The 26,482-nt window shown below is 73.2% G+C and carries 26 protein-coding genes and 1 pseudogene; 16 read left to right on the forward strand and 11 right to left on the reverse strand.

What is annotated here, in order from left to right; translation table 11 throughout:
- Positions 1-161: 161 nt before the first annotated feature.
- Positions 162-824 carry an FKBP-type peptidyl-prolyl cis-trans isomerase gene (locus tag ABGB16_RS07095; RefSeq protein WP_347667153.1) on the reverse strand — a complete coding sequence of 221 codons (663 nt, stop codon included), beginning with the start codon at positions 822-824 and terminating at the stop codon, positions 162-164.
- Positions 825-986: 162 nt separating this feature from the next.
- Between ABGB16_RS07095 and ABGB16_RS07100 the strand changes: the two genes are divergently transcribed.
- Entirely contained in the window at positions 987-1,379 is a 393-nt protein-coding gene (locus tag ABGB16_RS07100; RefSeq protein WP_347667154.1) for a PPOX class F420-dependent oxidoreductase, read from the forward strand.
- 730 nt (positions 1,380-2,109) lie between these two features.
- Here ABGB16_RS07100 and ABGB16_RS07105 read toward each other — a convergent pair.
- The gene (locus tag ABGB16_RS07105) at positions 2,110-3,135 is read right to left on the reverse strand and encodes a Ku protein (protein WP_347667155.1); all 1,026 of its coding nucleotides are present in this window, start codon (positions 3,133-3,135) and stop codon (positions 2,110-2,112) included.
- Between the two features lie 86 nt (positions 3,136-3,221).
- Here ABGB16_RS07105 and ligD (ABGB16_RS07110) point away from each other — a divergent pair, with 86 nt between their 5' ends.
- The 5 genes from ligD (ABGB16_RS07110) (at position 3,222) to ABGB16_RS07130 (ending at position 7,842) form a co-directional block, all read left to right on the forward strand.
- Positions 3,222-4,163, forward strand: a complete 942-nt coding sequence (ligD, locus tag ABGB16_RS07110; RefSeq protein ID WP_347667156.1) for a non-homologous end-joining DNA ligase — start codon at positions 3,222-3,224, stop codon at positions 4,161-4,163.
- Positions 4,153-5,064, forward strand: coding sequence for a non-homologous end-joining DNA ligase (ligD, locus tag ABGB16_RS07115; protein WP_347667157.1), 912 nt, complete (start codon positions 4,153-4,155; stop codon positions 5,062-5,064). The genes ligD (ABGB16_RS07110) and ligD (ABGB16_RS07115) overlap by 11 nt, the downstream gene beginning before the upstream one ends.
- 216 nt (positions 5,065-5,280) lie before the next feature.
- A complete protein-coding gene (locus tag ABGB16_RS07120) occupies positions 5,281-6,105 on the forward strand; it encodes a TIGR03089 family protein (RefSeq protein ID WP_347667158.1) in 825 nt (274 codons plus the stop codon).
- Between the two features lie 249 nt (positions 6,106-6,354).
- Entirely contained in the window at positions 6,355-7,215 is an 861-nt protein-coding gene (locus tag ABGB16_RS07125; protein WP_347667159.1) for a GNAT family N-acetyltransferase, read from the forward strand.
- Between the two features lie 177 nt (positions 7,216-7,392).
- Positions 7,393-7,842: a hypothetical protein gene (locus ABGB16_RS07130; RefSeq protein ID WP_347667160.1), complete on the forward strand. Its 450-nt coding sequence runs from the start codon at positions 7,393-7,395 to the stop codon at positions 7,840-7,842.
- A 168-nt stretch (positions 7,843-8,010) separates the two neighbouring features.
- Here ABGB16_RS07130 and ABGB16_RS07135 read toward each other — a convergent pair whose 3' ends face one another.
- From ABGB16_RS07135 to ABGB16_RS07145, 3 genes and pseudogenes are all read right to left on the reverse strand, one after another.
- Positions 8,011-8,391, reverse strand: a complete 381-nt coding sequence (locus ABGB16_RS07135) for a MazG nucleotide pyrophosphohydrolase domain-containing protein (RefSeq protein ID WP_347667161.1) — start codon at positions 8,389-8,391, stop codon at positions 8,011-8,013.
- A 59-nt stretch (positions 8,392-8,450) separates the two neighbouring features.
- Positions 8,451-8,709, reverse strand: a pseudogene (locus tag ABGB16_RS07140) (hypothetical protein).
- Complete coding sequence (locus tag ABGB16_RS07145) at positions 8,706-9,005, reverse strand: DivIVA domain-containing protein (RefSeq protein ID WP_347667162.1); 300 nt, start codon at positions 9,003-9,005, stop codon at positions 8,706-8,708. The pseudogene ABGB16_RS07140 and the gene ABGB16_RS07145 overlap by 4 nt, the downstream one beginning before the upstream one ends.
- Positions 9,006-9,376: 371 nt before the next feature.
- Between ABGB16_RS07145 and ABGB16_RS07150 the strand changes: the two genes are divergently transcribed.
- Together ABGB16_RS07150 and ABGB16_RS07155 are read left to right on the forward strand one after the other, a co-directional pair.
- Complete coding sequence (locus ABGB16_RS07150) at positions 9,377-9,604, forward strand: winged helix-turn-helix domain-containing protein (protein ID WP_347667163.1); 228 nt, start codon at positions 9,377-9,379, stop codon at positions 9,602-9,604.
- A gap of 139 nt (positions 9,605-9,743) precedes the next feature.
- Positions 9,744-10,433, forward strand: a complete 690-nt coding sequence (locus ABGB16_RS07155; RefSeq protein WP_347667164.1) for a hypothetical protein — start codon at positions 9,744-9,746, stop codon at positions 10,431-10,433.
- A gap of 375 nt (positions 10,434-10,808) precedes the next feature.
- Here ABGB16_RS07155 and ABGB16_RS07160 read toward each other — a convergent pair whose 3' ends face one another.
- The gene (locus ABGB16_RS07160) at positions 10,809-12,488 is read right to left on the reverse strand and encodes a DNA repair helicase XPB (protein WP_347667165.1); all 1,680 of its coding nucleotides are present in this window, start codon (positions 12,486-12,488) and stop codon (positions 10,809-10,811) included.
- Between the two features lie 164 nt (positions 12,489-12,652).
- Here ABGB16_RS07160 and ABGB16_RS07165 point away from each other — a divergent pair, with 164 nt between their 5' ends.
- Entirely contained in the window at positions 12,653-13,537 is an 885-nt protein-coding gene (locus ABGB16_RS07165) for a L,D-transpeptidase family protein (RefSeq protein WP_347667166.1), read from the forward strand.
- An 87-nt stretch (positions 13,538-13,624) separates the two neighbouring features.
- Positions 13,625-13,861, forward strand: coding sequence for a hypothetical protein (locus ABGB16_RS07170; RefSeq protein WP_347667167.1), 237 nt, complete (start codon positions 13,625-13,627; stop codon positions 13,859-13,861).
- Between the two features lie 46 nt (positions 13,862-13,907).
- On the opposite strand, the gene ABGB16_RS07175 is transcribed toward ABGB16_RS07170, so the two are convergent.
- Positions 13,908-16,367 (reverse strand): helicase-associated domain-containing protein, encoded by a 2,460-nt coding sequence (locus ABGB16_RS07175; RefSeq protein ID WP_347667168.1) that lies wholly within the window; start codon positions 16,365-16,367, stop codon positions 13,908-13,910.
- Between the two features lie 86 nt (positions 16,368-16,453).
- Here ABGB16_RS07175 and ABGB16_RS07180 point away from each other — a divergent pair, with 86 nt between their 5' ends.
- Positions 16,454-17,077, forward strand: a complete 624-nt coding sequence (locus ABGB16_RS07180; protein WP_347667169.1) for an HAD family hydrolase — start codon at positions 16,454-16,456, stop codon at positions 17,075-17,077.
- Positions 17,078-17,105: 28 nt separating this feature from the next.
- Complete coding sequence (locus ABGB16_RS07185) at positions 17,106-17,492, forward strand: cold shock domain-containing protein (protein ID WP_347667170.1); 387 nt, start codon at positions 17,106-17,108, stop codon at positions 17,490-17,492.
- On the opposite strand, the gene ABGB16_RS07190 is transcribed toward ABGB16_RS07185, so the two are convergent.
- Positions 17,453-18,283: a 1,4-dihydroxy-6-naphthoate synthase gene (locus tag ABGB16_RS07190; protein ID WP_347667171.1), complete on the reverse strand. Its 831-nt coding sequence runs from the start codon at positions 18,281-18,283 to the stop codon at positions 17,453-17,455. The two genes, ABGB16_RS07185 and ABGB16_RS07190, sit on opposite strands and share 40 nt — an antisense overlap.
- A 1,492-nt stretch (positions 18,284-19,775) precedes the next feature.
- On the opposite strand from ABGB16_RS07190, the gene ABGB16_RS07195 reads away from it, so the two are divergent.
- Complete coding sequence (locus ABGB16_RS07195) at positions 19,776-20,645, forward strand: GNAT family N-acetyltransferase (RefSeq protein ID WP_347667172.1); 870 nt, start codon at positions 19,776-19,778, stop codon at positions 20,643-20,645.
- A 14-nt stretch (positions 20,646-20,659) separates the two neighbouring features.
- Here the strand turns inward: ABGB16_RS07195 and ABGB16_RS07200 are convergent, their stop codons facing one another.
- Both ABGB16_RS07200 and ABGB16_RS07205 read right to left on the reverse strand, forming a co-directional pair.
- Positions 20,660-21,388, reverse strand: a complete 729-nt coding sequence (locus tag ABGB16_RS07200) for a futalosine hydrolase (RefSeq protein WP_347667173.1) — start codon at positions 21,386-21,388, stop codon at positions 20,660-20,662.
- A complete protein-coding gene (locus ABGB16_RS07205; protein WP_347667174.1) occupies positions 21,385-23,001 on the reverse strand; it encodes an MFS transporter in 1,617 nt (538 codons plus the stop codon). The genes ABGB16_RS07200 and ABGB16_RS07205 overlap by 4 nt, the downstream gene beginning before the upstream one ends.
- Before the next feature lie 88 nt (positions 23,002-23,089).
- On the opposite strand from ABGB16_RS07205, the gene ABGB16_RS07210 reads away from it, so the two are divergent.
- Positions 23,090-23,929, forward strand: coding sequence for a DUF3027 domain-containing protein (locus tag ABGB16_RS07210; protein WP_347667175.1), 840 nt, complete (start codon positions 23,090-23,092; stop codon positions 23,927-23,929).
- A 69-nt stretch (positions 23,930-23,998) separates the two neighbouring features.
- On the opposite strand, the gene ABGB16_RS07215 is transcribed toward ABGB16_RS07210, so the two are convergent.
- Positions 23,999-24,247 (reverse strand): DUF2530 domain-containing protein, encoded by a 249-nt coding sequence (locus tag ABGB16_RS07215; RefSeq protein WP_347667176.1) that lies wholly within the window; start codon positions 24,245-24,247, stop codon positions 23,999-24,001.
- 91 nt (positions 24,248-24,338) lie between these two features.
- On the opposite strand from ABGB16_RS07215, the gene ABGB16_RS07220 reads away from it, so the two are divergent.
- The gene (locus ABGB16_RS07220; protein WP_347667177.1) at positions 24,339-25,817 is read left to right on the forward strand and encodes an NCS2 family permease; all 1,479 of its coding nucleotides are present in this window, start codon (positions 24,339-24,341) and stop codon (positions 25,815-25,817) included.
- Between the two features lie 194 nt (positions 25,818-26,011).
- The gene (locus tag ABGB16_RS07225; protein ID WP_347667178.1) at positions 26,012-26,461 is read left to right on the forward strand and encodes a MarR family transcriptional regulator; all 450 of its coding nucleotides are present in this window, start codon (positions 26,012-26,014) and stop codon (positions 26,459-26,461) included.
- Positions 26,462-26,482: the final 21 nt, after the last annotated feature.

The raw sequence follows: 26,482 nt of genomic DNA on the forward strand, positions 1-26,482 counted from the left end.
CGCTCAAACTCCAAGTACCAAGCCCGCGGACCCAACGTAGACCGGCATAGCTACAAAGCCACCATCGCGATCGACATCATCACAAACCATTGCGAAACACCCGCCGGACCTTAACCGAGCGGCGTTGGAACTAGCGCACCGCGGTACCGCCGGCCGCGTTGCTACTGCGCCGCCAACACGTCGACGACGAACCGCAGCGGGCCGGCGGGCCGGCCCCCGGACGCGTCGTTGCCGTACGCCAGCTCGGCCGGGATGTCCAGCTGCACCCGGCTGCCCACCGTCACGCCGACCAGGCCCTCGTCCCAGCCCTTGATGACCTGCCCGACCCCGATGCCGAAGGTGGCCGGCTCGCCGTGGGTCCAGGAGGCGTCGAACTCCTTGCCGTCCTTGTAGAAGACGCCCACGTAGTTGGTGGTGATCTGCTGGCCGGCCTTCACCGCCGGGCCCTTGCCCTTGATCAGGGTCGTCACGGTGAGCTTCTTCAGCTCGCCCTTGCCCGCCTCGACCGTCGGCTTGGTGCCCAGCGCCGGGTCCGCCCCCTCGGGCAGCTTCGGGGCGGGCGGCGCGGTCGGGTCAGCGCCGGCCGGGGCGCTGGCCGACGGCGCGGAAGCCGCCTGGTCCGTGTCGTCCTTCCCGCTGTTCACGACGACGAAGACCCCGACCAGCACGCCGACGACGGCGACGCCGGCGAGCGCGCCGAGGATCGACTGCCGGCGGCGCTTCGCCTCGGCGGCCTTCTTCGCCGCCAGCTGGGCGGCCAGCCGCCGCTCCGCCTTGCCGCCCGGGCCCTGGCCCGCCGACCGGTTCTGGACACGCTCGCTCACGTCGACTCCCTGTCAAGAGATGGGGGCCCGGCGGCCGCTGCCGAGGCCAGCGCACACGGTACCCGCAGGGCCGCCCCAGGTGTCCCCCTCGGCCGGCTTCCTTTTGTGCCCCGACGCGCCGTCCTACCGATACGCGGGCTCCGGTGCGAGTAGTTTTCGACCATGGCGATCTTCACCGAAGTAGACCTGGCCCTGCTGGCCGAGCCCCAACTCGCCCACGTTGCCACCGTCGAGCCCGACGGAACCCCGCACGTCACGCCCGTCTGGATCGACACCGACGGCGAGCACATTGTGTTCAACACCGCCAAGGGGCGGCGCAAGTACGAGAACATCCGGCGCAACCCGGCCGTCGGGATCTCGATTGTCGACAAGGCGAACGACTTCCGCACCCTGTGGGTGAAGGGCACCGCCGAACTCGTCGAGGAGGGCGCTGACGAGCACATCGACAAGCTGGCGAAGAAGTACCTCGGGCAGGACACCTACCCGTTCCGCAAGCCCGGCGAGGAGCGGGTGATCGTCCGCGTCACCCCCACCCAGAAGCTCAACCAGGGCTGAGGCGACGGGCTGGCCCCTTTTCCGTGTACGGCGGGGGAGGGGCCGGTACTCGTTCTGGACGCTGTGGAGCTGCCCCATCCGCGCTACCGCGTCCGGGCAGCCCCACCGGCGCGCCAATGGTCGTCCCGCCCGACACGAGTCGCTGCCGGTGCGCGCGGGGGCACAGGGCAGCAATAGCTCACCGGGCATGCCCCCAGTCGTGGCTGGCGCCGGTCAGGCCCGCTGTCGCTCTTCCGCCGCCGGCGCCGCTGCTGCGTTCCGTCGGCGCGGCTGCCGCTTCACTCTCGGCGCGGCTGCCGCGTTTCGCCGTCGGCGCCGCTGCCGCTTTACCCTCGGCGCGGCTGCCGCGTTTCGCCGTCGGCGCCGCTGCCGCTTTACCCTCGGCGCGGCTGCCGCGTTTCGCCGTCGGCGCCGCTGCCACCCACGGCGCGGCTGCCACGTTTTCGCCGTCGGCGCCGCTGCCGCACTTCAGCCGCCAGCGGCGGCGTGGTCGCGGGGATCGTCCGGCCGTCCGCGCCCGGCTGCCCCGTCAGTGCGGGCAGCTCCACAGGCGGCCGAAGAGGGTACCGGACGGCCGGCGCCCTGCGCTCTCGCCGTCTCGTCGCCAAGCCGTCTCGCGCCCAGGCGATCCCACGTCCGGGCGATCTCGCGTCCAGGGGTCTCGCGTCCAAGGGTTTCGGACCCAGGCCATCTCCGGCCCAGGCCATCCCCGGCTCAGGCCATTCCCGGCTCAGGCCGTCTTGCGGGCCGCCTTCTTCGGGGCCGCCTTCTTGGCGGCCTTCTTCTCCGGCGCCGCCTTCTCGGCGGCCTTCTTCGGGGCTGCCTTCTTCGCGCCCCCGCCAGCACCCGCACCGGTGGCCTTCTTGGCCGCCGCCTTCTTCTCGGCGGCCTTCTTCGCCGGCGCCTTCGCCGCCTTCTGAGCCGACCGGGCCGACGTGATCGGGGTCGGCTCGCCACCGACCCGCTCCGGCTCCTCACCGCGCGCCGCCTTGGCCCGCTCGACGGACGCCTTCAGCGCCGCCATCAGGTCCACCGCCGCGGCCGGGGCCTCCTCGACCTCCTCCGGCTGGACGACCTCCCGGCCCTCCACCTTCGCGTCGATGACCTCCTGCAACGCCGCCCGGTAGTCGTCGGTGAACGCGTCCGGGGCGAACTCGCCGGCCATCGAGTCGATCAGCGAGCTGGCCATCGCCAGCTCCGGCGGGCGGATCTTCAGGTCCTCGTCCAGGAAGCCGAAATCCGGGGTACGCACCTCGTCCGGCCAGAGCATCGTGTTCAGCAGCAGTACGCCCTCGCGTACGCGCAGGGTGGCGAGCTGCTCGCGCTGGCGCAGCGCCACCTTGACGATCGCCACCCGCTCCGAGTCGGCCAGCGCGTCGCGCAGCAGCACGTACGGCTTGGTGGCCGCGCCCTCCGGCTCCAGGAAGTACGCCTTGTTGTAGAGGATCGGGTCGACCTGCTCGGCCGGCACGAACTCCAGCACGTCGATCGCGCGCGAGGTGGTCAGCGGCAACTCGGCGAAGTCGGAGTCCGTGAGGATGACCATCTCGCCTCCGCCGATGTCGTACCCCTTGGCGATGTCGTCGTAGCTGACCTCCTCGCCGCAGACCTGGCAGGTGCGCTTGTAGCGGATCCGGCCGCCGTCGTCCCGGTGCACCTGGTGGAAGCGGATGTCCTTCTCCTCGGTGGCGGAGTACAGCTTCACCGCGATCGAGACCAGCCCGAACGAGACGGCCCCCTTCCAGATCGCCCGCATGGCCCCGCTCCTCTCACCGGTACAGCTCAGGATCGCAAAGGATCGAAGCGGGCGCGAGCGCTTCCGCAGGCAACTACAGTCAGGAGGTGCCCGGCGCGCCGCTGAAGCCGATGCTCGCGATGACCGGCCCGCTGCCCGCCGGCGCCGACTGGGCGTACGAGTTCAAGTGGGACGGCGTTCGCGCGCTGGCCGACATCGTCAACGGCCGTCAGCATCTGTACGCGCGTTCCGGCGTGCAGATCACCGTCGCGTACCCCGAGTTGATCACGCTGGCCGAGCAGGTCGGCGACGCGCTGCTCGACGGCGAGGTGGTCTCGCTCAACGCCACCGGTCAGCCCTCGTTCACCGCGCTGGCCGAGCGGATGCACGTGCGGGACCCGGCGAAGGCGGCCCGGCTGGCGGCCGGCGCGCCAGTGACGTACATGATCTTTGACCTGCTCCGGCTCGGCGGCGAGGACCTGACCGGCCGCCCGTACCGGGAGCGGCGCGCGGCCCTGGAGGGGCTCGGCCTCGGCGGGGCGCGGTGGGCCGTACCCCCGGCTTTCTCGGACGGCCCGGCCACCTACGACGCGGCCGGCGAGAACGGCCTTGAGGGGGTGATGGCCAAACGGCTCGGCTCCGCCTACCGGCCCGGCGTGCGCTCCCCGGACTGGGTCAAGGTCAAGCTGGAGGTGACCGGCGACTTCGTGGTCGGCGGCTGGCGACCCGGCGCGCGCAAGATCGGCGGGCTGCTGGTCGGCGTCCCCGGCCCGGACGGGCGGCTCGCCTTCCGCGGGCGGGTCGGCGGCGGCATCGGCGCGGCCATCGAGCGCGAGCTGCTGCGCGAACTGGAGCCGCTGCGCTCGGGCGCGTCCCCGTTCGCCGGGGACGTGCCGCGCGAGGATGCGCGGGGTGCCATCTGGGTAGACCCTCGGGTGGTGGTGGAGGTGAAGTACGGCCAGCGCACCCCCGACGGCCGGCTGCGCTTCCCCCGGCTGCTGCGGCTGCGCCCCGACAAGCCGCCCGAGGAGGTCGACGATGCAGGCTGAACGGCTGCGGGTGACCGTCGAGGGCCGCGCGCTGGAGCTGTCCAACCTCGACAAGGTGCTCTACCCGGAGGCGGGCTTCACCAAGGGCGAGGTCATCGACTACTACACGCGGATCGCCCCGGTGCTGCTGCCGCACCTGGCCGACCGGGCGCTGACCCGGATCCGGTACCCGAACGGGGTGGCGGAGAAGTCGTTCTTCGAGAAGAACGCGCCGGCCGCCACGCCCGACTGGGTGCGTACGGAGACGCTGCCCGCGCCGGGATCGAGCAAGGGGCGGGAGACGATCGACTACGTCGTCGCCGGGGACCTGCCGACCCTGGTCTGGCTGGCCAACCTCGCCGCCCTTGAGCTGCACACGCCGCAGTGGAAGATCGGCGAACATCCCGACATGATGGTCGTCGACCTGGACCCGGGCGCCCCGGCCGGCTTGCGGGAGTGCTGCCGGGTGGCCCTGCTGATGCGCGACCGGCTGGCTTCCGACGGGGTGGACTCGTACCCGAAGACGTCGGGGAAGAAGGGCATGCAGCTCTGCTGCCCGATCGCGGGGACGCAGTCCTCCGACGACGTGTCGGCATACGCCCGGCGGATCGCCCAGGAGTTGGAGAAGGCACACCCGAAGCTGATCGTGTCGAAGATGGCGAAGAATCTGCGCCCCGGGAAGATCTTCATCGACTGGAGTCAGAACAACGCGGCGAAGACGACCGTGGCGCCCTATTCGCTGCGCGCCCAGTCCGTGCCGTCGGTCTCCACCCCGCTGACCTGGGACGAGGTCTCCGCCGGTGCCGCCGGCAAGCGTCCGGCGACGAAGCCGTACACGGCGGGGGAGGCGCTGAAACGGGTGGACAAGCACGGCGACCTGCTGGCCCCGCTCCTGAACGGCGGCCCGGCGCTCCCGGTGTAAGGAAGGGCACCTTGTTGACGCATTCGGTGGAGAAGGGCAGGGGCTGCCCCGCTTCCCCCTGCCGCCCTGCTGCTGTGATCAAGAGAATTGCGTCGGCGTGCGCAACGATTCCGACGCAAACTTCTTGATCGCCGCGTCCGCAGCGACCGGGCGCGGGGCGGGAGTGCCAGGTGGGGTGGTCGATAGGGTGAGGCGATCCGGAGTGAGGAGAGCCTGATGGCCGGACTGCCCACCGCCGCTGCGCGGGTCGCGCCCACCGACGCCGTCCCAGTCGCGCCCACCGACGCCGTCCCAGTCGCGCCCACCGACGCCGTCCCTGTCGCGGCGACCGAGGGCGGGGCGCCGCTGCTGACGTACCAGGACGAGGCCACGGGGGAGCGCGTCGAGCTGAGCGCGGGCCAGCTCGGCGGCTGGGCGGCGCGCACGGCGGGTCTGCTCCGGGACGGCTGCGGGCTCGGCCCCGGCAGCCGGGTGGCCGTGCTGCTGCCGCCGCACTGGCGTACCGCCGCGGTGCTGCTCGGCGCCTGGTCGGTGGGGATGGCAGTCTCGTTCCGGCCCCGGGCCACCGCCGGGCTGCCGGTGCTCGAACCGGGTGGCGACCGGCCGTACGACGCGGTGTTCGTGACCCCGCAACGCCTCGACGACTGGCTGGAGGACGTACCCGAGGGGGTGCACCGGTACCTCGTCGGGACCGGGCCGGGGCCGCTGGCCGACGTACCTGTGGGCTGGCTCGACTGGTCGACCGAGGTGCTGCGGCACGCCGACGCCCCGCTCGACTACGCCGCCGTCCGCCCGTCGGACGCGGCCACCCCGGACGGCACCAGCATCGGCGCGTACGGCAGCGTCGCGCGCGAACTGGCGGGGCGCCTCGACCTGCGGGCCGGCGACCGACTCCTGGTCGATGCGGCCGAGCACGATCAGCCGCTGAAGTGGCTGCTCGCCCCGCTCTCCGTCGGCGCGTCCGTGGTCATCTGCGCCAACCTCGGCCCGGCCCGCCGGGACGCCCGCATCGCCGCCGAACACCCCACCCACGTCCTCTGACAGTGCTGGCCGGCCCGGCCGGAATGCGCTTGACGCCACCCCGCCCGCCCCTGCCTACTTGCTCTCGCCCCGCACGGTCCCGCCCGGCCCCGCCCCGCCCCGCGCCGGTGATCATGAGGTTAGCGGCACGATCGGCGATCAACTTCGCCGTCAACTCCATGATCACTGGGCCGGACTGGACCGGACCGGGCCGGGACGGGTGGGGTGGGCGGGGTGGGAGGGGGCAAGGTGGAACGGGTGGGAGTCGGTGTGGGTGAGGTTAGCTGGGGCGAGGTCGGCGAGGGGGACCTCGGGGCGTTGGGTGAGCTGGCTCAGGCGTGCCTCAGCGCCGACGGGGGGTTGCCGCTGTTCGGGCGTACTCCGTTGTTGCGGGCGCGGCTGCTGCAGGGACGTACCCTCGGGGCCTGGCACGACGGCGGCCTGGTCGCGGCCGTGAGCGTCGGGACCGGCCGGGAGCCGGCCACCAGCACCGGCCTGGTGCATCCGGCCTGGCGGGGGCGGGGACTCGGCGGCCGGCTGCTCGACTGGGCGAGCGAGCAGGCCGAGGATGCGGACCTGCTGCTGACCACCGAGTCGTGGAGCCCGGGCGCGGAGGCGCTGTTCGAGGCGCGCGGCTTTCAGCGGACGTTCGCCGAGTGGGTGCTGCGGCACGACCTGACCGGCCTCCCGGCGGTCGCGCGCCCCGAGGGCGTGCGGATTGAGCCGGTGACGTGGGACACCGGGCGGGAGCTGTTCGAGACGTACAGTGCGTCGTTCGCCGACCGGCCCGGCTTCGCCGCGCCCACCGCGGAGGAGTGGCTGGGTGAGCTGCGGGAGGACGACGAGTACCGGCCGGAGCTGTCGATGATCGCGCGCGGCCCCGACGGTGGGGCGGTCGGCTTCCTCAACGTGATCGACAACTGGATCGACCAGGTGGGCGTCGTCCCGGGCTGGCGGGGCCGGCGGGTCGGGGCGTACCTGGTGGGGTGCGCGCTGCGGTCGCTGGCCGGGGAACAGGCAGGGGCCGCGTGGCTCTGCGTCAACGACAACAACCCGGCCGCTGCGCTGTACCGGCGGCTCGGGTTCCGCGACGCCGGCCGCCGCGCCCGCTACCTGCGCCGTCGACCGTGAAACTTTCGCCTCGGGAGGCCGTGCTCGCCGTCCTGGCCGACGTCTGGGACGCGGGATGCCCCGTGGTGGCCCCCGATCCGATCAGGAATCGAGAAGCTCCCGGGTGTCGTCGGCCCTAGCCTTGCTGGAGACGGCCGGCATCGCGCCGAGCCTTGAACGTCGAAAGGCAGTCCGGAAATGCCCGCAGAGAACTCCCAGACCGAGTCCGACGGCTTCAGCGCCGAGGAGCGCGCCGCGATGAAGGAGCGCGCCGCCGAGCTGCGCGCCGAGGGCAAGAAGGGCGCCAAGAAGGCCGACGGGCTGCAGGCGGTCCTCGACAGCATCGCGAAGATGGCGCCGGAGGACCGTGCGCTCGCCGAGCGCGTGCACGTGGCGGTGACCGCCACCGCTCCGGAGCTGTCGCCGAAGACCTGGTACGGGATGCCCGCCTACGCGAACGAGGACGGCAAGGTCCTTGTCGCCTTCAAGAACTCGGGCAAGTTCAACACCCGCTACTCGACGCTGGAGTTTCAGGACGCGGCCAACCTCGACGACGGAGACATGTGGCCGGTGTCGTACGCGCTCCAGAAGTGGAGCCCCGCCGTGGAGCAGAAGGTCATCGAGCTGGTGAAGACCGCGGTCTCCTGACCGTCGCGGCATTCGCCCCCGCATGCCGGTCCGGCCCTTCCCGCCGGGCCGGGCCGTCACGCCACCTTGCTACGCGTCGATCATGGAGTTGTGGTGCCTGACGAAGTGGGGCATTAGCCACCTTTTCTGGCACCAGAACTCCATGACCGGCGAGCAGGGGGCCGGCGACTACTCGAGGGCGAGGACTGCCGCCACGTCCGGGGGCTGGAACGCGTCGCCCTTCTGCACCTTGCCGTCACGGATCACCGGCAGCCCGTCGGCCCCGAGCTTGCTCATGTTCGCCCTGTGCACCTCGGCGATGACCGCGTCGAGGTTGAACCCGTAGGTCAGCGCCGTCCCGTACGCGACGTAGACCACGTCGGCCAGTTCACGTGCGATCTCGTCGAGCCGTCCACCCTGAGCGGCCTCCGCAAGCTCCCGAACCTCCTCGTCCAGCAGTCGCTGCCGGCGCTCGGCGAGATCGGCCGGCACCGCCGTCGGCCGATCGGCACGAGCCAGCCCGAACACCTCATGGAACTCGCGCACGAGGCGCATCGGAGAGTCGTTCACCCGGCGACGATACTGAGCCGTCCCACGGCCCGAGTGGCGATCCTGTCACCCGGCGGTCCTCATCGGCGGTTGAGCAGGCGTGAGCAGGGCGCGGTGTGGTCGACCGGCAGGGCACACCGCGCGCCGCCGGGCAGCAGCCGGTCGCAGAAGACCCAGTGGCGTAGGTGCTGCTCGTCCTCGGCCGACACGATCACCCCGCCCGGCTCGACGCGGGCGCTGAGTCGGGCCAGCACCCGGGCGGCCGTACGGGCGAAGATCCGCGCCCGGAGCAGGTCGGGCGCGGTGATCGGCAGGTGGATCACCCCAGCGGTCGGTCATCGGTACCGGCGGTTCGCCGCCTGGGCGCTCTGCCAGGCGCGCAGGGCACTCTTGATCCGTACGTTCTCCTCCTGCATCGCGACGAGCGCCCTCTGCGCGACGGCAAGTTCGTCGGCCACCTCGTGCAGGAACGATCGGATCTCGACGGGGTCGAGGCCGCGCCGGCGTTCGTTGAAGTGCCGGTGCCGGATCTGCGACGGCCGCAGGGGCCGGCGTATCTGCGGTGGCCTGGTGTTCTGCGTCGTCGGTCGTGGTGTGTCGCGCCGGTTCGTCAGCCGACGGATCAGGTCGCGCACGGGTGATCGCCCTTCGTCGGATCGCGTCGGTGGTGGTGGAGGGGGCGGTCTCCGCCGCTTGCCGGTCGGCGGAGACCGCCCCGCCCTGCCACCGCAGCCTCGTTCGGCGAGTACGGCAGCACGGCCGCGCCGGGGGAGCGCGGAGAAGTGAGGTCTCGTCGGCGATGCGAGGCCGGCACGAGAGGCGCCAACCGACCGCAACGGCACCGCATCCCCGACGGTGACGCTACCGAACCCCTCTAACCTCTGTCAACGCTCGCTTACCTATCGAATCTAGCTGGAGTGTTGCCTGCTGCTTCCCTTGCAGTTATTGCCGCTCCTTCACCTGGTGCTCGATACTGGGAGAGCCAACCGACTGCAAGGGGCTTCACGTGCCGATCCCGCCAACTATGACCGAGTTGATCCAGGATCTGCTGAGGCGGATCGAGGTGGGCGAGTTCCAGCCCGGGTCGCAGATCCCGTCCACCAAACAACTCTCTGATCACTACGACGTCTCGCCCGCGACGATCCACCGTGCGGTGGCGACGCTGCGGGAGCAGGGTGTGCTGGTCGGCCGCCCGGGGCGCGGCGTCTTCGTTGCCGAGGCCGCACAGCACTGACCCGGTTGGGTCGCTGATGCCGGTGCATGCCCGACTGACGGGGGACCCCTCGCCAAGATGTCGGGTCTCAGGATCTGCGTGACAGGTCCGGCTAGACCTGCCGTGAGGGTCTGTGCCGGGTGCTTGGCAGGCTGGAGGCGTGTCTGCGGAGTTGTATGGGGACTACTTCTGGATGTTTGACCTGGTTGCCACGGACCAGGTTGTGCGACGCCGGGCGCTTGCTCGTCATCAGGCGTTGGTTGCGGCTGAGAGCGAGGCGCTGCACCGATGGAACGGGCTGTGGGCCGTGGAGAGAACAGCCGCGCCGACCCAGCCCCACCTCGTCGCCGAGATGGACCAGGCCAGCGCCGACCGGCTCTGGCATCACAAGCGAACGATCCACGGGCCTGTTCGTGCGTTCCTGGACTCGGCCCCTGACGATGACGTTACGGAGGCGTTGTGGGCACCGTTTGCTGTGCTGTACCTGCGGTGGGAGGCGGACTATCCGACCGAGTGGGGAGCGCCTGAATCGCGGATGTGGTCCCCATGGGCAACCAAGGAAATGCTTCTCCTACGGTTCGAGCGCGGCGGTCTTCCGGAAAATGCTCGGCCTCAGATAGCTGAGTTGATTCTCTCAGCGCTGGTGCGACCCTATCGCTGCAAGGACTGGATGTACGCCCGGCTGGTCCGACACCTTGACCCGTCGTTCCTCGACAGGGTCACCGCGCTGGCTTCGGCGGACGACCCGTTGGTTCGGCTCCGGGCGCAGTTCGTCCTCCACGCGGCCGAGAGCCGCGAGCCGCGAATTACACGTTCCAGCTGGCAGCGTTGGCTGAGCGCAGGCGGATGACTACTTCTTCATATCTATTCAAGGCGGCCCGTGATGGCAGCTCTTCGCATCTGCCCGGCACGGTCCGGATAGTAGAGCCCAAACGCCTCGGCGCACTCGGTGAGGTCGCTGGTCCAGCCTCCCCAACGGGGCATGATCAGAGTGAATCCTGTCCTGACGACGCGACGGGCGACGAGCCGGCTGAGGGCTTTACGTTGGTTGCCGGTGTTCGCTTCGGCCGCTTGGCTGCGCCAACGCGGAAGCGCAAGTGACAGGTCGCCGTTCCCTATGTCGGCGATATGGCGGTATCGGAGCGCCGTGGACCCCGCCATATCGCCGACATGGCGGTCACCCGCCGGCGCGGCGCAGCGTGGCGCGGCGCGTGCGCGACCGGCCTCAGTCGACGGTCGGCAGCTTCGGTCCCAGGACGTCGTCGGCGTCCACGATCGTGTACGCGTACCCCTGCTCCGCCAGGAACCGCTGCCTATGTGCCGCGTACTCCGTGTCGATCGTGTCCCGGGACACCACCGTGTAGAAGTGCGCCTGCCGGCGATCCGCCTTCGGCCGGAGCACCCGCCCCAACCGCTGCGCCTCCTCCTGCCGGGACCCGAACGTCCCCGACACCTGGATCGCCACGGCCGCCTCGGGTAGGTCGATCGAAAAGTTTCCGACCTTCGAGATGACCAGCGTCCGGATCTCCCCGGACCGGAACGCGTCGAACAGCCGCTCCCGCTCCTTGTTCGTCGTCGAGCCCTGCACGATCGGCGCGTCCAGGTACTCGCCGAGCTGGTGCAACTGGTCGATGTAGCCACCAATCACGAGCACCTGGTCGTCGGGGTGCCGGTCGACGAGCGCGCGGACCACGGGCAGCTTGGTGCGGGCGGTCGCCGCCATCCGGTACCGCTCCTCCGACTCCGCCGTCGCGTACGACATCCGCTCCGCGTCGGTGAGTGTCACCCGTACCTCGGTGCATTCTGCCGGGGCGATCCAGCCCTGCGCCTCGATGTCCTTCCAGGGCGCGTCGTACCGCTTGGGCCCGATCAGGCTGAACACGTCGCCCTCCCGGCCGTCCTCGCGTACCAGGGTCGCCGTGAGCCCGAGCCGGCGGCGGGCCTGGAGGTCCGCGGTGAACCGGAAGATGGGCGCCGGCAGCAGGTGGACCTCGTCGTAGACGACCAGGCCCCAGTCGCGCGCCGAGAACAGGTCCAGGTGGGTGAAGGCGCCGCCGCGCCGCGAGGTGAGCACCTGGTACGTCGCGATGGTGACCGGCCGGATCTCCTTGCGCTCGCCCGAGTACTCGCCGATCTCGTCCTCGGTCAGCGACGTGCGGGCGACCAGCTCGCGCTTCCACTGCCGCCCGGCGACCGTGTTGGTGACCAGGATCAGCGTGGTCGCCTTCGCCTCGGCCATCGCCGCCGCGCCGACCAGCGTCTTACCGGCGCCGCAGGGCAGCACGATCACGCCGGACCCGCCGGCCCAGAAAGACTCGACGGCCTCCCGCTGGTACGACCGCAGGGTCCACGCCGGGCGGCCGTCCTTGCCCTGCTCGGCCAGCTCGATGGGGTGCGCCTCGCCGTCGACGTACCCGGCCAGGTCCTCCGCCGGCCAGCCCAGCTTGAGCAGCGCCTGCTTGAGCCTGCCCCGCTCGGACGGGTGCACCGCGACCGTGTCGTCGTCGATTTTCGCGCCGAGCATCCCGGCGAGCTTCTTGCTCTTGGCGACCTCGATCAGGACGACCCGGTCCAGGGCGCGCAGGACGAGGCCGTGCACCGGGTCGTTGGCGAGCTGGAGCCGGCCGTACCGGTCCATCGTCTCGGCCACGTCCACCAGCAGCGCGTGCGGCACCGGGTAGCGGGAGTACTTGATCAGGGAGTCGACCACGCCCTCGGCGTCGTGCCCGGCGGCGCGGGCGTTCCACAGGCCGAGCGGCGTGAGCCGGTACGTGTGCACGTGCTCGGGGGAGCGCTCCAGCTCGGCGAACGGCGCGATGGCCATCCGGCAGGCCTGGGCGTCGGGGTGGTCGATCTCCAGCAGCAGGGTCTTGTCCGACTGCACGATCAGTGGTCCACCGCTCACGCCAGCGTCCTCTCCTGAGCCTGGTTACCGGCCCCGTCGAGTAGCCCCGGGCCGACCATCCAGTCTTGCACGAAGCCGGATCGGGGCAGAAAATCCGGACACTGGGTGCAACCATTCCGGTATCTCCAGCGTCTATCAGAGGGACGATCGCCCCGGGAGGCCGCATGAAGCGCGTCAGGTTCAGGATCCGGGTCGTCGGCCTGGCTGTGGTCACGCTGGTCGGCGCCGCTGCGTGCACGCCCGATCCGCAGGCCGACCCGGGTGGCCGTGGAGGGGGGCTGGCCCAGGCCGGCGCGGTGGAGCAGGCAACGGGGGCGGGCGGCGCGTCCGGCTCCGACCAGGTGACCCGGCCCGTCACCAAGCCGACACCGGCACCCAGCAAGACGACCGCGAAGCCGAAGCCCACGCCGACCCGCACGACGGCCAAGGAGACGACGGCCCCCGCCGCCACGTCCTGCCCGCAGGGCGAGCACCAGCGCGAGGTCGAGACGTACCTGGCCAAGCTGGGCGGGTTCGGAAAGGTGATCGTGGACGGCAGGCAGTCCGCCACCGACTGCGCCGCGATCAAGAAGTTCCAGCAGCGGTACGACATCCGTCCGCCGGCCGGCCGCGCCGGCCCGCTGACGTACGACGTGGCGAAGCGGCTGGCCACGACCGATGTGCGCCGCTGCAACGCGGGGACGGGATCGGCCACCACCTTCTGCATCGACCTCACCCGGCAGACCACCTGGGCGATGCGCAGCGGGAAGGTCGTCTGGGGGCCGACGGTGACGCGTACCGGGATGCCGGGCTACCGCACTCCCGCCGGGACGTTCAAGATCAATTACCGGAACATCAAGGAGTGGTCCAACCCGTACGAGGTGTGGCTGCCCTACTGGCAGCACTTCACCCAGGGCATGGGCTACCACCAGACCACGACCTACCTGCACAACAAGTCGATCGGCTCGCACGGCTGCATCAACCTGCTCCCGTCCGACGCCCGCCGCGCCTGGGAGCTCGGCAAGATCGGCAGCCGGGTGATCGTCTTCGGCCGCCGCCCCGGCACCTGACGCGGTCCGGCGACCGGGCCGGTCTCGACGCCGAGGCCGGCACCGGCGCCCCGGGGATTGTCCCCTCACCCCTCCAGGAGGTGGGCGATGAGCGTCGACCACGACCTGACCACCGAGGACGAACCGGACCGGGCCGCCGAAGTCACGGCGGCGGCCCTGCTCGGGTACGCCACCGCCGCCGTCGTCCTCGTCGCCTGGTTCCTCTACGGCTGGCTGGTCCAGCGGCAGGGCCTCGTCGCCTCGGTCGGCGAGTCCGCCGGAGCCGGGTTCGGCCTGCTGCTGGCGGTGGCGGTGATCGGCACGTTCCGCCGGGACCGCCGCTGACCTGTGCCCCGTCGACCGGGGACGCGGCGTCGACCGGGCACGCCCGTCAGGTCTCCCGGACGGCCGCCGTGATGCGGTGCAGGGCGAACGTGTGCAGCATCTCCGTCCGTTCGTCCTCCGCCCGCAGGTAGCCCGCACCGATCGACACCGGCCGGACCAGGCGCGACGCGGTCGCCCCGTGCGCGTCGACGTACCCGACCCAGACCAGCGCCTTGTCGCGCACCGCCTGCTGGAGCACCGCCAGGGCGTCCGCGTGCGTGTGCGCGGGCATCGGGCCGGTGCGCGCCGCGCCGCCGCGGACCACCGCCGGGGCCCGCCGCGCCGCCCGGGCCGCCGCGTCGCCGCGCCGGATCTGCTCCACCACCCCGAGCAGCCGGGGCAGGGCCAGCTTCGGGGACGCCAACGGGTCAAGCGTGCGGGACAGCGGCGCCCGGCCCGGCGCGCGCCGGGTCTTCGGGCGGGCCAGCACCGCCGCGCCGGAGGCGTCCTCCGGCACCGGCGCGTACCCGGCGTCGCGCAGCGCGGTCAGCATCCGGTTCATCTGGTACGGGGTGACCAGCACCGTCAGGGCCAGCCGGCGGAACGCCAGCGCCTCCAGCCGCCGGTCGGCCAGCACCTCGGCCAGCAGCGCCTCGTCGTCGCTGCGCACGTACCCGCCGGCCGAGCCCAGCCGCAGCCCGCCGTGCTTGCGCGCCACGTCGTCCACCAGATAGGTGAGCCCCTGCGGCACCGGGGTGCGGGACCGGCGGCGGAACAGGGCGTGCAGGTCGTCGGCCGAGTACCCGGCGTCCAGGGCCCGGCGCACACTCGCCGTGGTGACCCGGTGCACGCTGGCCCCGCCCGCCGACTCGTGCTCGGCCACCACCTCCAACTCCCCGGCCAGGGCCGGGTCGGGCGGGCCGGGCACCACCACGGTCAGGTCCGCCTGCACCAGGAAGTGGTCGACCGGGGCGGGCAGCAGGGCGTCCAGCGCCCGTACGGCGGTCGGCGCGCCGTCACCGTCGGCGTCCGCGCGCAGGCCCAGCGGGTCGTCCGCGCCCCGCTCGTCGGCCTCGGTCACGTCGGCCAGCAGCAGCCGCCCGTACGAGGTGAGCGCCCCCAGCCCGGTCACCCCGAGCTGGGCGGCCTCCGCCAGCACCTCCCGGTGCGCCTTCTCCCGGCCCCGGCTGCGCCGGGGCGCCCGCCAGTCGAGCAGTTCGAGGACCTCGTCGGGGGTGGGTGCGGCGGCCGGCTCCAGGTCGGCCAGCACCCCGAGGACGGAACGTCGGGCGGCCGGCGCCCCGGCCCGTTCCGCCTCGGCCGAGAGCACGCTGATCGGCCGGTCCCGGTCGTCCCGCTGCCCGACCAGGCCCACCTGGCGGGTCATCAGCAGCCACGCCCGGGCCAACTGCTCCCAGCGCTGGGCCAGCGACATGGCGCGCCACACCTCGTACCCGCCCGTGGGCAGGATCTGTTGGTCGGCGCCGTACCGGGTGGTGGTGGCCCCGGGCCGCTCCCGCTCGCCGGCCAGCCCGGCCGCGTACGCGACCTCCAGCAGCAGGGCGGTCGTCGGATCGTCCAGCCCCAGCGCCTTGGCCAGCCGGCGCAGGTCGCGCACCCCGACCCCGCCCGAGCGCAGCACCGGCACCGGCTCGGCGGACAGCAGCTCCAGCAGCGCCTCGGTCTGCCGTACCACCTCCATGGTCTGCCCGGCCCCGGCCGAGTCGACGGCCTTCGCCTCGCGCGACGCGGCGGCCACCGGCGGCGGGCTGGCGCGCAGCGGGCCGAGCGGGCCGCTGTCGCGGCGCAGCAGCAGGCCGACCTCCCGGGGCAGCTCCACCGTCCCGGCGGACACCTGCACCAGCAGCCGGTTGTCGACCAGCCAGCGCACCGGCGAGCCGGTCGGCGCGCCGCCGTTGACCGGGTCCGGGGGCACGGCGTCCTCCGCCCCGAGCGGCGGGGCGGACAGTGCCCCCGGGGGCACGCTGCCCACCGGGGGCCCGGCCGCGAGCCGGTCCAGGATCGCCCGCGCCGGCGGGGGAGCCGCCAGCAGCGTGCGCCGCAGCTTCGCCGGGTCCGCGCAGAGGGCCGCCGTCCGCGGGTCCAGCTCCGCCGCCGGCCGGCCCAACCCCGCCGGGTACGGAGACACCTCGTCGACGCCGTCGACCACGCGCAGGGCGTGCTCGGGGCCGTACAGCAGGAACAGCGCGCGCAGCCGGTTCACCGTGCCGCGGATGGTGGCCGGGGCGGGCGGGTGCGCCCCGGCGGTCGCCATGGCGAGGACCGCCTCGGTGGAGGTCGCGCCGTCGGCCGGGTCCCGGGTCAGCCGGGCCGCGTCGAGGATCTGGAGGGTGAACTGGTCGAGCCCGTCCAGCGCCCGCGCCACGGAGACCCGGGACGCGGCCCGGACGGCGAGCGCGGAGACGTCGGCCGGCACCGGTACGACGAGGTCGGGCCGCAGCTGGAGCAGGGCGGCCAGGGACTCGTCGGGCAGCGTCCGCAGATGGTCGGCGAGTGAGGTGGTCATCGTCGTTCCACGCTAGCCCGCCGCGGGCCGGTCGCGCCTCTCGGACGTCCGGCTCGGGTCGACGACGTGGCGGGTACGGTTCCGGCATGCCCCCACTGACGGTCGGTTTCGACCTCGACATGACCCTGGTCGACTCGCGTCCCGGCATCGCCGCGGCGTTCCGGGCGCTGACCGCGCGCACCGGGGTGCCCGTGGACGCCGACGCGGCGGTGTCCCGGCTCGGGCCGCCGCTGCGGGTGGAGATCGCCCGCTGGTTCCCGCCCGAGCAGGTCGAGTCGGCCGTCGAGGCGTACCGGGAGCTCTACCCGGCGTACGCGATCACCCCCAGCCTGCCGATGCCCGGCGCGGCCGCGGCGATCGAGGCCGTGCACGCCCACGGCGGCCGGGTCGTGGTGGTCACCGCGAAGGCCGGCCGGCTGGCCCGGCTGCACCTGGACCACCTCGGGCTGGCGGTCGACGAGCTGGCCGGCGACCTGTTCGCCGAGGAAAAGGCGACGGCGCTGCGCGCCTGGAACGCCACCCTGTACGTCGGCGACCACGTGGCCGACATGACGGCCGCCGGGGCGGCCGGAGTTCCCGGCATCGGGGTGGCGACCGGCCCATGCTCGATCGACGAACTGGAGTCGGCGGGTGCCCGAGCGGTGCTCGACGATCTCACCGGATTCCCGGCGGCGCTCGACCGCATGATCCGGCTAGCCTTTACGCAGTAGACGTCTCAAACGAAGCAGGGGTTCTCACGTGCCTACGGGTCGAGTGAAGTGGTACGACGCGGCCAAGGGATACGGGTTCGTCACCAGTGACGAGGGTGGCGACGTGTTCCTTCCGAAGGGCGCGCTGCCGACAGGTGTCACCGACCTCAAGGGCGGTCAGCGGATCGACTTCAGCGTGGTGGACAGCCGCCGGGGCGCCCAGGCGATGGGGGTGAAGCTGCTGGAGGCCCCGCCGTCCGTGGCGGAGTTGCGCCGCCGGCCGGCCGAGGAGCTGCACGGCCTCGTCGAGGACATGATCAAGGTGCTGGAGGCGAAGGTCCAGCCGGACCTGCGGCGGGGCCGGTTCCCCGACCGTAAGACGGCGCAGAAGATCGCTCAGCTCGTCCATGCGGTGGCGCGCGAGCTGGAGGTCTGAGGAATCAGCCCGGCGTCGGCGGCCCGGCCCAGCAGCGCCTCCACGGCGGCGAATCCCGCGTCCCCCAGGTTCGCGGTGAACTCGTTGACGTAGAGCGCGATGTGCCGGTCCACGACGTCGGGCTCCATCTCCTGGGCGTGCGCGAGCACGTACTCCCGGCTGGCCTCCGGGTCGGCCCACGCCTGCCGCACCGACTCCCGGACCCACTCGGCCGCCGCCACGGGGTCGACCGCACCCCTGCGGGCCAGGATCGCGCCGAGCGGGATCGGCAGCCCGGTGTCGCCCTCCCACCACTCGCCGAGGTCGACCAGGGCGGTCAGCCCGTGCCGCGGGTACGTGAACCGCGCCTCGTGGATGACCAGCCCGGCGTCGTACCGGCCGGCCGCCACGGCCGGCATGATCTCGTGGAACGGGACCACCTCGATGCGCGCCGGCGGCCGGTCCGCCGACCAGAGCCGGAACAGCAGGTACGCGGTGGTCCGGTCCCCGGGCACCGCCACCGTCGCACCGGTCAGGTCCGTGCGGTCCCCCCGGGTCAGCACCAGCGGGCCGCAGCCCCGGCCCAGCGCGCCCCCACAGGGCAGCAGGTGGTAATCATCCAGCAGCCACGGCAGCGCCGCGTAGCTCACCTTCACCAGGTCGAACGCGCCGCGCTCCGCGGCCGTGTTGGTGACGTCCACGTCGGCGTACGTCACCTCGACCGGCGGGGCGCCGGGCACCCGGCCGTGCACGAGGGCGTGGAAGACGAACGTGTCGTTGGGGCAGGGCGAGATCGCCAGGGAGAGCGCCACGCCCCCACCGTATCCCCGCCCCTTACCGGCCCAGCGCCACCACCCTCCGGCTGTGACCGGGCCCCGCGCCCGGCGTGGCCCTTTCGCGCCCGGCGTGGGCCCCGCGTCTGTTGTGGGCGCTCGCGCCTGATGTGCCTGCCCGGGCCCGTGGTGACCCGGCAGCACCGGCTTGTGGCGCCGCCGGGCTGGGCGCGCGTGTGCTGTTCGTCGCCGGGGGGCTGGGTGGCCATGGTGCTGTTCGCCGCCTGTGGAGCTGCCCGCACGGATGGGGCAACCGGAACAGGATGAGCGATCCTGCTAGGGCCGCCCGGACCACCTGGGCCGCCCGGACCGCCTGGGCCGCCCGGACCGCCTGGGCCGCCCGGACCGCCTGGGCCGCCCGGACCGCCTGGGCCGCCCGGACCGCCTGGGCTGCCCGGACCACCTGGGCTGCCCGGACCACCTGGGCTGCCCGGACCGCCTGGGCTGCCCGGACCGCCTGGGCCGCCCGGACCGCCTGGGCCGCCCGGACCGCCTGGGCTGCCCGGACCACCTGGGCTGCCCGGACCACCTGGGCCGCCTGGGCCGCCTGGGCCGCCTGGGCCGCCTGGGCTGCCCGGATCGCCTGGGCTGCCCGGATCGCCTGGGCCACCCGGATCGCCTGGGCTGCCCGGATCGCCTGCATCGCCCGGACCGCCCGGACCGTCCGGACCGCCCGGACCGTCCGGACCGCCCGGACCGTCCGGACCGCCCGGACCGCCCGGACCGCCTGGGTCGCCCGGGTCGCGTGGGTTGCGCGGACCGGCCCCGGGTCGCGCGGACCGGCCTGGTCGCCCGAGTCGCGCGGACCGGCCTGGGTCGCCCGGACCGCGCGGACCGGCCTGGGCCGCCCGGGTCGCGTGGGTCGCTGGGTCGCCCGGGTCGCCTGGATCAGCCGGAACCGCCTGGGCCGTCCGGGCCGCGGGCCGGGCCCTCTGGGCCGTTGGACCGCCTGGGCCTTCTGGGCCGTTGGACCGTCTGGGTCCTCTGGGCCGTTGGACCGTCTGGGTCCTCTGGGCCGTTGGGCCTTCTGGGCCGTTGGGCCGTTGGGTTGCCGGGCCACCTCTGGATCGTTGGACCACTGGGCTGCCTGGGCCGTTGGCATTGGGCGCACCGGCGGGGCAGCTCCACAGGAGGCTGGAGGATGCCCACCCGGCGGGGCGGACCCGTTGTCCCGGGCGCGCGCCCCCGCATTCCGACGCCCCCGCATTCCGACGCCCCCGCGCCGGTGCCCCACCTGCGTCCGCTTGACGCGCCCGCGCCGGCATCCCACCTGCGTCCACTTCCGGCGAAGGTGCCGTGCTCACTGGGAGCACAGGTGTGGCCGGCCAGGGCTGTGGGCGCACAGGTGGGGCAGCTCCACAGCGGCCGGAGGACGTGTCAGCCATCGGGACGGAGCGGGTTTTCCACAGGGTTGTCCACAGGTTCGGGGCAGGTGTTGAAAGGACCGTTCGGCGCCGCGGACCATCGATGCGTGACGGAGTCGACGAGTCTGTTCGAGGTCGGGGACGTGCTTCGGGCCCTGCGCAGGCGGGCGGACCTGAGCCAGCGGGAGCTGGCGGCGAGGGCCGGGGTCCCGAAGAGCACCGTGGCGCGGATCGAGGCGGGGCGGGGTGGGGATCCCCGGTTCCGGACGGTGGAGCGGCTGGTCGAGGCGGCCGGCGGTCGGCTGGTGATCGGCTCGGACGACGCCGCGTCCGGTGTGCCGGCGGCGGACGTGACGCCTGTGCCGGGGGTGCCGCACGACGGCCTGCGGGACGAGGCGGGGCGGCGGTATCCGGCCCACCTGGACGTCTGGGAGGTCGAGCAGCCGAGGGACTGGCCGGGCGCGTGGTGGGCGCAGTGGTGGAACCTGCCGCCCGAGCGGTGGCCGCGCCCGCTGCCGCCGGCGACGTACGAGCTGAACCGGTCGTATCGCGACCGGCGGCGGTGGGCGGACCGGATCCGGCGCGACGTCACGGTGCGCCGCGTCACCGAGGGGCTGGCGGCCACGTCCTGGCGGTTCCTGGCGGAGCTGCCCGACGGGCAGTTGCTCGGGGAGCTGCGGGCTCACGAGCGCAGCCCCCACCTGCTGTACGGCGACCTGGTCGACGCGCGGGAGCGGGAGGTGGTGCTGGACGGCATCCTGGTCGCCGGGGCCTGCCGCCGCCTGGGTATCGGGCGGCGGCTGGTGACGGCCCTGGAAGTCGAGATGGCCCGGAACGGGATCCGCGCCGCGCACGCCGTCGCCGAGGACGACGGCATCCACCTGCTGCTCGCGTGCGGGTACCAGTTGCAGGCCAACCGGCCGTGTGTGCTCCGGCTGGAGCGCCCGGACGAACGCCGTCCCGCCCGCCGTCGGTGAGCGGCCGGGGCCCGTCAGGCGAGCGCTGCGGCGGCGGCCGTGAGGGCTTCGAACGCCTCGCGCATTCGCCACGCGCCGCGGTCCCGGGGGCCGATCGGGTTGGAGACGGTACGCAGCTCGGCGAACGGCAGGCCGGCCTGCGCGGCGGCGACGGCCACCCCGTACCCCTCCATGGCCTCGGCCACGGCGTCCGGGTAGCGGTCGGCGAGCGCCCGGGTGCTCCCGGCCGTGCCGGTCACCGTGCTGACGGTGAGCACCGCGCCGAGCGTCGCGGCCGGCAGGGCGGCGCGCAGCGCGGCGAGCAGTCCCGGGTCGGCGGGTACGGCGGTGCCGCCGCCGAGCAGCTCGGGCGGCATGCCCAGCTCGTCGACCGGGATGAAACCGTCGGGGGACTCGGCGCCCAGGTCGGCCGCGACGCTCCGGGTCGCCAGGACGGTGCCGCCGACCGCGACGCGGCCGGCGAATCCGCCGGCGATCCCGGCGCTGACCACTGCCCCGTACGGCCGGCCGGCGCCCTCGGCGAGCGCCAGCAGCCGGGCGGTGGCGGCGGCCGCGACCGCGGGACCCACCCCGACCGGCGCGACGGTCACCTCGCGGGACGGCGGCGCGGAGTCGGCCAGCGCCCCCTGCCCGGCCGGCACCTGCCCGGGCAGGCCGGCCCCGCGCTGCCGGGGGACGGTCAGTCCGGCGCGGATCGCGTCGGCCTCAGCGGGTACCGCCGTGACCACGAGCAGCCCGGTCACGACAGGGGGCCCCGGGGCTCGCGGCGGCTCTCGTCGTCCGCCCCGCCCGAGCCGGCGACGGCGGACGAGGGCCGGTAGATGTGGTACCCGGGCGGGGCCAGTCCGGGGTCGTCGGCCGGGTCGGCGGTGTGCCGGGCCGGGGCGGGCGAGGTGGGGGCGACACCCGTCGCGTCGTCGGGCTCCGGCTCCTCGACCGGGGCCGGGTCGTCGGCGAGCTCGTCGTCGCCGAGCGGCCGGCCGGCGAGCCGTTCGCCGCGCAGCTTCCCGGCGACGTACACGCCGCGGGCGGCGGCGAGCACCGCGACCCCGGCGGCGACGGCGATGCCGACCCGACCGGCGAACGGCACCAGGCCCAGGCCGCCGCCGGCCACGAACGCGAGCATCAGCACCGTCTCGGAGTGGGCGAACGAGCTGGCCCGCAGCCGCTCCGGGATGCGCTCCTGGATGGAGGCGTCGACCGCGAGCTTCGCCACGCCGCTGACCAGCGCGGCGACCACGCAGAGCAGGGCGACCATCGGCAGCGAGAAGCGGATCGTGGCAAGCACCGCCGTGCCGGCCACGATGATCATGCTGGTGGACTGGATCGCGGTGGGCCGGTGGATGCGCAGCCGGGTGCCGATCGCGGTGGCCAGGAAGGTGCCGGTCGCCAGCGCCCCGCCGACCAGCCCGAGCGCCACCTCCGCGCCGAGGTCCCGGCCGAGGAAGACGGTGGTGAGGTCGCCCTTCTTCAGCGCGAAGGCGAGGAAGAGCAGCAGGAAGCCGTACACCGCGCGGAGCATGGCGGCGCCGACGAGGGTGGCGATCACCAGCCGGCCGGCGGGGCGGCCCCGGCCCAGCGGGCGGTCCCCGGCGCGCCGGCCGAGCGCCCGCAGCGCGCGCGGGACCCGCTCCGGCGGGTCGGAATCCGCCCGGGGCGGCAGCCGCAGGGCGATCACCATGCCGACCAGGAAGATCACCGAGGCCACCCGGAGCGGCCACTGCGGGCCGAACCAGAACGCGGCCAGCCCGATCGGGGCGACGAGCCCGCCGGCCACGGTGCCGTAGACGCTGGCCCGGGCGCCGACCTGGGAGAGCCCGAGGCCCGCCGGCAGCAGCCGGGGGACGGCCGCCGACCGGGCGACGCCGTACGCGCGGGACAGCGCCAGCACGCCGAAGGCGGCCGGGTAGAGGCCGAAGCCGTGGATGTAGTCGGAGATCAGCCAGGCCAGGAACGCTCGGCCGAGCATGGTGGCCGCGAGCGCGTACCGGCGGCCGTGCCGGAAGTGGTCCAGCAGCGGGCCGACCACCGGGGCGAGCATCGCGAACGGCACCATCGTGACCAGCAGGTACAGCGCGACCTTGCTGCGCGCCTCGCCGAGCGGCACGTTGAAGAAGATCGTCCCGGCCAGCCCGATCGCGATCAGGGTGTCGCCCGCGCAGGAGACCGCGTGCAGGTCGAACAGGCGCACCATGCCCGCCTCGCCGCCGGCCCCCCGCGCCCGGGCCAGCCCGGCGCGCCGGGTCATCCAGCGCCCGCCGCGCGCGGACCCGCGCAGCAGCAGGCGGACGGCCCGGATGCCGGTGCCGACGGTCCGCCCGAGTACGGACCGCTCGGAGCGGGAGAACAACGGCATGTGCACCATCCTCGCCCATCCGGGCCACGCCCGTGTCACCACCGTCGCAGAACACGCTCCGGGGAGTGCCTGTCGGTCGTCGCCGCGCATGGGGAACAATGGTGGGGTGACCAGGCCCACCTCCGCCCGCGCCGCCCGCCTCGACCAGGTCTGCGCCGCCGCCGTCGAGGTGGCCCGCGACGCCATCACCGAGGTGGATCCCTCCGACATCGGCGATCACGTCAAGGCCGTCGCCGAGGCCGACCGCCTCGTCACGCACTACTTCGAGTGCCGGCTTGCCGGCTACCGGGGCTGGCGGTGGGCGGTCACCGTGACCCGGGTGCCGCGCAGCCGCAAGGTCACGATCTGCGAGACGGTCCTGCTGCCCGGCCCGGACGCGCTGCTCGCCCCGGGCTGGCTGCCGTGGCAGGAGCGGCTCAAGCCGGGCGACCTGGGCCCGGGCGACCTGCTGCCCACCCCGCCCGACGACGAGCGGCTCGCCCCCGGGTACCTCCTCTCCGACGATGCCGCGGTGGAGGAGACCTCCTGGGAGCTCGGCCTCGGCCGCGCCCGGGTGCTCTCCCGCGAGGGGCGCAGCGAGGCGGCCCAGCGCTGGTACGACGGCGACCACGGCCCGTCCGCGCCGATCTCCATCGCCGCCCCGGCCGCGGCCCGCTGCGGCACCTGCGGCTTCTACCTGCCGCTCGCCGGCGCGCTGCGGCGGTGCTTCGGCGTCTGCGGCAACTTCTACGCCCCGGACGACGGGCGGGTGGTCAGCGCCGACCACGGCTGCGGCGCGCACTCGGAGACCCTGGCCGAGTCGGGCGACACCCCGGTCGACGAGGCGCCCACGGTCTACGACGACAGTGCCGTGGAGGCGGTGTCGGTGAGCCGGGCTCCGGGTTCGGTGGAGTCGGCGGAGCCGGCCGAGCCGTACGGCCACTCCTGACTCCGCCGGCGCCGGCCCCGGTGGCCGGCGCGGCACCGAAGCCTGAGCGGCCGGCGCGGCCCCAGGGCGTCAGCGGCCGGCGCGGCGGCGACGCCGGTTGGCATCGTGACGCATCATCACGGCGAGACCGGGAAAGCCCCAGAGGAAACCGGCCAGGCAGGTCCAGAGCCAGTTCAGGTGCCCGTGCTCGGTGAGCCAGCCGCGGAAGAAGATCAACAGCACCAGGCCGGCCACCGCCCAGGCCACCAGCCCGGCGACCGCGAACGGCACCATCGGCGGGTCGAGCGGCTCGGGCCGCGGCGGTTGCTCCTGTCGCACGGGGGCAAGCGTACGCGATCAACTTTTGCCGCGTGGCCCCTGATCTGCGACGATGCGCGCGACAGACGGAAGATCACCTGCGAGGACCCTGATGGCGATTGCCCCGCCCGACAAAGGCGCTCCACCTGATCCCGCTCACCCCCGCAACGGCTTCGACCGGTTCTTCGAGATCACCGCCCGCGGTTCGACGCTGAGCCGTGAGGTGCGGGGTGGCCTCGCCACCTTCTTCACGATGGCGTACATCGTGGTGCTCAACCCGCTCATCCTCGGTGGAGCCGTCGACGGCGACGGCAAGAAGCTGGCCATCTCGGCGATCGCCGCCGCGACCGCGCTGGTCGCCGGCGTGATGACCATCCTGATGGGGGTCGTCGCCCGGTTCCCGATCGCGCTGGCCGCCGGCCTCGGCGTGAACGCGCTGGTCGCGTACGAGATCGCCCCGCAGATGAGCTGGGCGGACGCGATGGGCCTCGTGGTGATCGAGGGTGTGATCATCGCGATCCTGGTGCTCACCGGCCTGCGTACCGCGGTGTTCCGCTCGGTGCCCACCCAGCTCAAGACCGCGATCGGCGTCGGCATCGGCCTCTTCCTGACGATCATCGGCCTGGTCGACGCCGGCTTCGTCCGCCGCATCCCGGACGTGGCGGGCACGACCGTCCCGGTGGGGCTCGGCGTCAACGGGAAGATCGTCAGCTGGCCGATGCTGGTCTTCGTGGTGGGCCTGCTGTTCACCATCGTGCTGGTGGTCCGCCGGATCCGGGGCGCGATCCTGATCGGCATCCTCGCCACGACCGTGCTGGCGATCGTCGTGGAGGCGGTGGCCAAGGTCGGCCCGCCCTTCGTCAACGGGAAGCCCAACCCGAAGGGTTGGTCGCTGAACGTGCCGGAGCTGCCGAAGAAGATCGTGGACATCCCCGACCTGTCCCTGCTCGGCCAGTTCAACGTGCTGAACTCCTGGAGCCGGGTCGGCTGGCTGATCCCGCTGATGTTCGTGTTCACGCTGCTGATCACGGACTTCTTCGACACGATGGGGACGATGGTCGCCATCGGCCAGGAGGGGAACATGCTCGACGAGCGGGGCACCCCGCCGCGGGCGAAGGAGATCCTGCTGGTCGACTCGCTCGCCGCGGCGGCGGGCGGCGCGGCGAGCGTCTCCAGCAACACGTCGTACATCGAGAGCGCGGCCGGGGTCGCGGAGGGCGCGCGGACGGGCGTGGCCAACCTGGTCACCGGCGTCCTGTTCCTGCTGGCCATGTTCCTCGCGCCGCTGTCGCTGGTGGTGCCGTTCGAGGCGGCCTCGACGGCGCTGGTGGTGGTCGGCTTCCTGATGATGACCGCGGTGCGGACCATCGACTGGACCGACTACGAGATCGCCATCCCGGCGTTCCTCAGCATCGCCCTGATGCCGTTCACGTACTCGATCTCCAACGGCATCGGCGCGGGCGTCATCACGTACGTGGTGGTCAAGCTGGCGAAGGGCAAGGCCCGGGAGGTCCACCCCCTGCTGTACGGGGTGGCGGCGCTCTTCGTCGTGTACTTCGCGCGCAGCCCGATCGAGTCCCTGGTTTACTGACGACCCACCGGGTCGTCCTGCTGGTTTACTGACGACCCACCGGGTCGTCCTGCCGGTCCACCGACAACCTACGGTGGTCGGGTGGGGTCGGAGCGTCCGATTCGGACGCTCCGGCCCTGTAGGGCGGGAATTCCGCAGGTGAGCATGGTCATATCGCATGTCGTTAGCCAGGCTCATTAGTTATGCTAACTATCGTGACGGAGCGGACGGTGACGGCGAAACGCGTGCCACCGGCGCAGCTGGCCCCCCAGTTGCGTGATGCGATCACCCGGCTGAACCGGCGGGTCCGCCAGGCCCGACCGGTGGGCGACCTGACGGTCACCCAGCTCTCGGCGCTCACCAGCCTGATGCTGGCGGGCGCCCTGACGCCCCGGGAACTGGCCGACGTCGAGCGGGTGCAACCGCCCACGATGACGAAGATCGTCGCGAAGTTGGAGGAGCGCGGCCTCGTGCAGCGCACCCCCCATCCGACCGACGGCCGGCAGGTCATCCTCGCGGCGACCGAGAGGGGACGGGCCGTGCTCGACCAGTTCGAGCGGGCCCGCAACGAGTGGCTGGCCCACCGGCTGGCCGAGCTGAGCGAGTCCGACCGGGAGACCCTGCAGCGGGCCGCGGAGATCCTGCAGCAGCTCGCCCGCGCCTGACCGCGCCCGTAGCCGGTCCGC

Origin of the sequence: Micromonospora sp. B11E3 (assembly GCF_039871625.1) — a bacterium.
GTDB lineage: Bacteria > Actinomycetota > Actinomycetes > Mycobacteriales > Micromonosporaceae > Micromonospora.

What these genes read in the sequence shown, in the direction of transcription:
- ABGB16_RS07130 (WP_347667160.1), top strand. Translation starts at nt 7,393, where the DNA reads ATGCCCGCAGAGAACTCCCAGACCGAGTCCGACGGCTTCAGCGCCGAG.
- ABGB16_RS07175 (WP_347667168.1), bottom strand. Translation starts at nt 16,367, where the DNA reads ATGACCACCTCACTCGCCGACCATCTGCGGACGCTGCCCGACGAGTCC.
- ABGB16_RS07205 (WP_347667174.1), bottom strand. Translation starts at nt 23,001, where the DNA reads ATGCCGTTGTTCTCCCGCTCCGAGCGGTCCGTACTCGGGCGGACCGTC.
- ABGB16_RS07180 (WP_347667169.1), top strand. Translation starts at nt 16,454, where the DNA reads ATGCCCCCACTGACGGTCGGTTTCGACCTCGACATGACCCTGGTCGAC.
- ABGB16_RS07220 (WP_347667177.1), top strand. Translation starts at nt 24,339, where the DNA reads ATGGCGATTGCCCCGCCCGACAAAGGCGCTCCACCTGATCCCGCTCAC.
- ABGB16_RS07120 (WP_347667158.1), top strand. Translation starts at nt 5,281, where the DNA reads ATGGCCGGACTGCCCACCGCCGCTGCGCGGGTCGCGCCCACCGACGCC.
- ABGB16_RS07105 (WP_347667155.1), bottom strand. Translation starts at nt 3,135, where the DNA reads ATGCGGGCGATCTGGAAGGGGGCCGTCTCGTTCGGGCTGGTCTCGATC.
- ligD (WP_347667157.1), top strand. Translation starts at nt 4,153, where the DNA reads ATGCAGGCTGAACGGCTGCGGGTGACCGTCGAGGGCCGCGCGCTGGAG.
- ABGB16_RS07100 (WP_347667154.1), top strand. Translation starts at nt 987, where the DNA reads ATGGCGATCTTCACCGAAGTAGACCTGGCCCTGCTGGCCGAGCCCCAA.
- ABGB16_RS07165 (WP_347667166.1), top strand. Translation starts at nt 12,653, where the DNA reads ATGAAGCGCGTCAGGTTCAGGATCCGGGTCGTCGGCCTGGCTGTGGTC.
- ABGB16_RS07210 (WP_347667175.1), top strand. Translation starts at nt 23,090, where the DNA reads ATGGGGAACAATGGTGGGGTGACCAGGCCCACCTCCGCCCGCGCCGCC.
- ABGB16_RS07170 (WP_347667167.1), top strand. Translation starts at nt 13,625, where the DNA reads ATGAGCGTCGACCACGACCTGACCACCGAGGACGAACCGGACCGGGCC.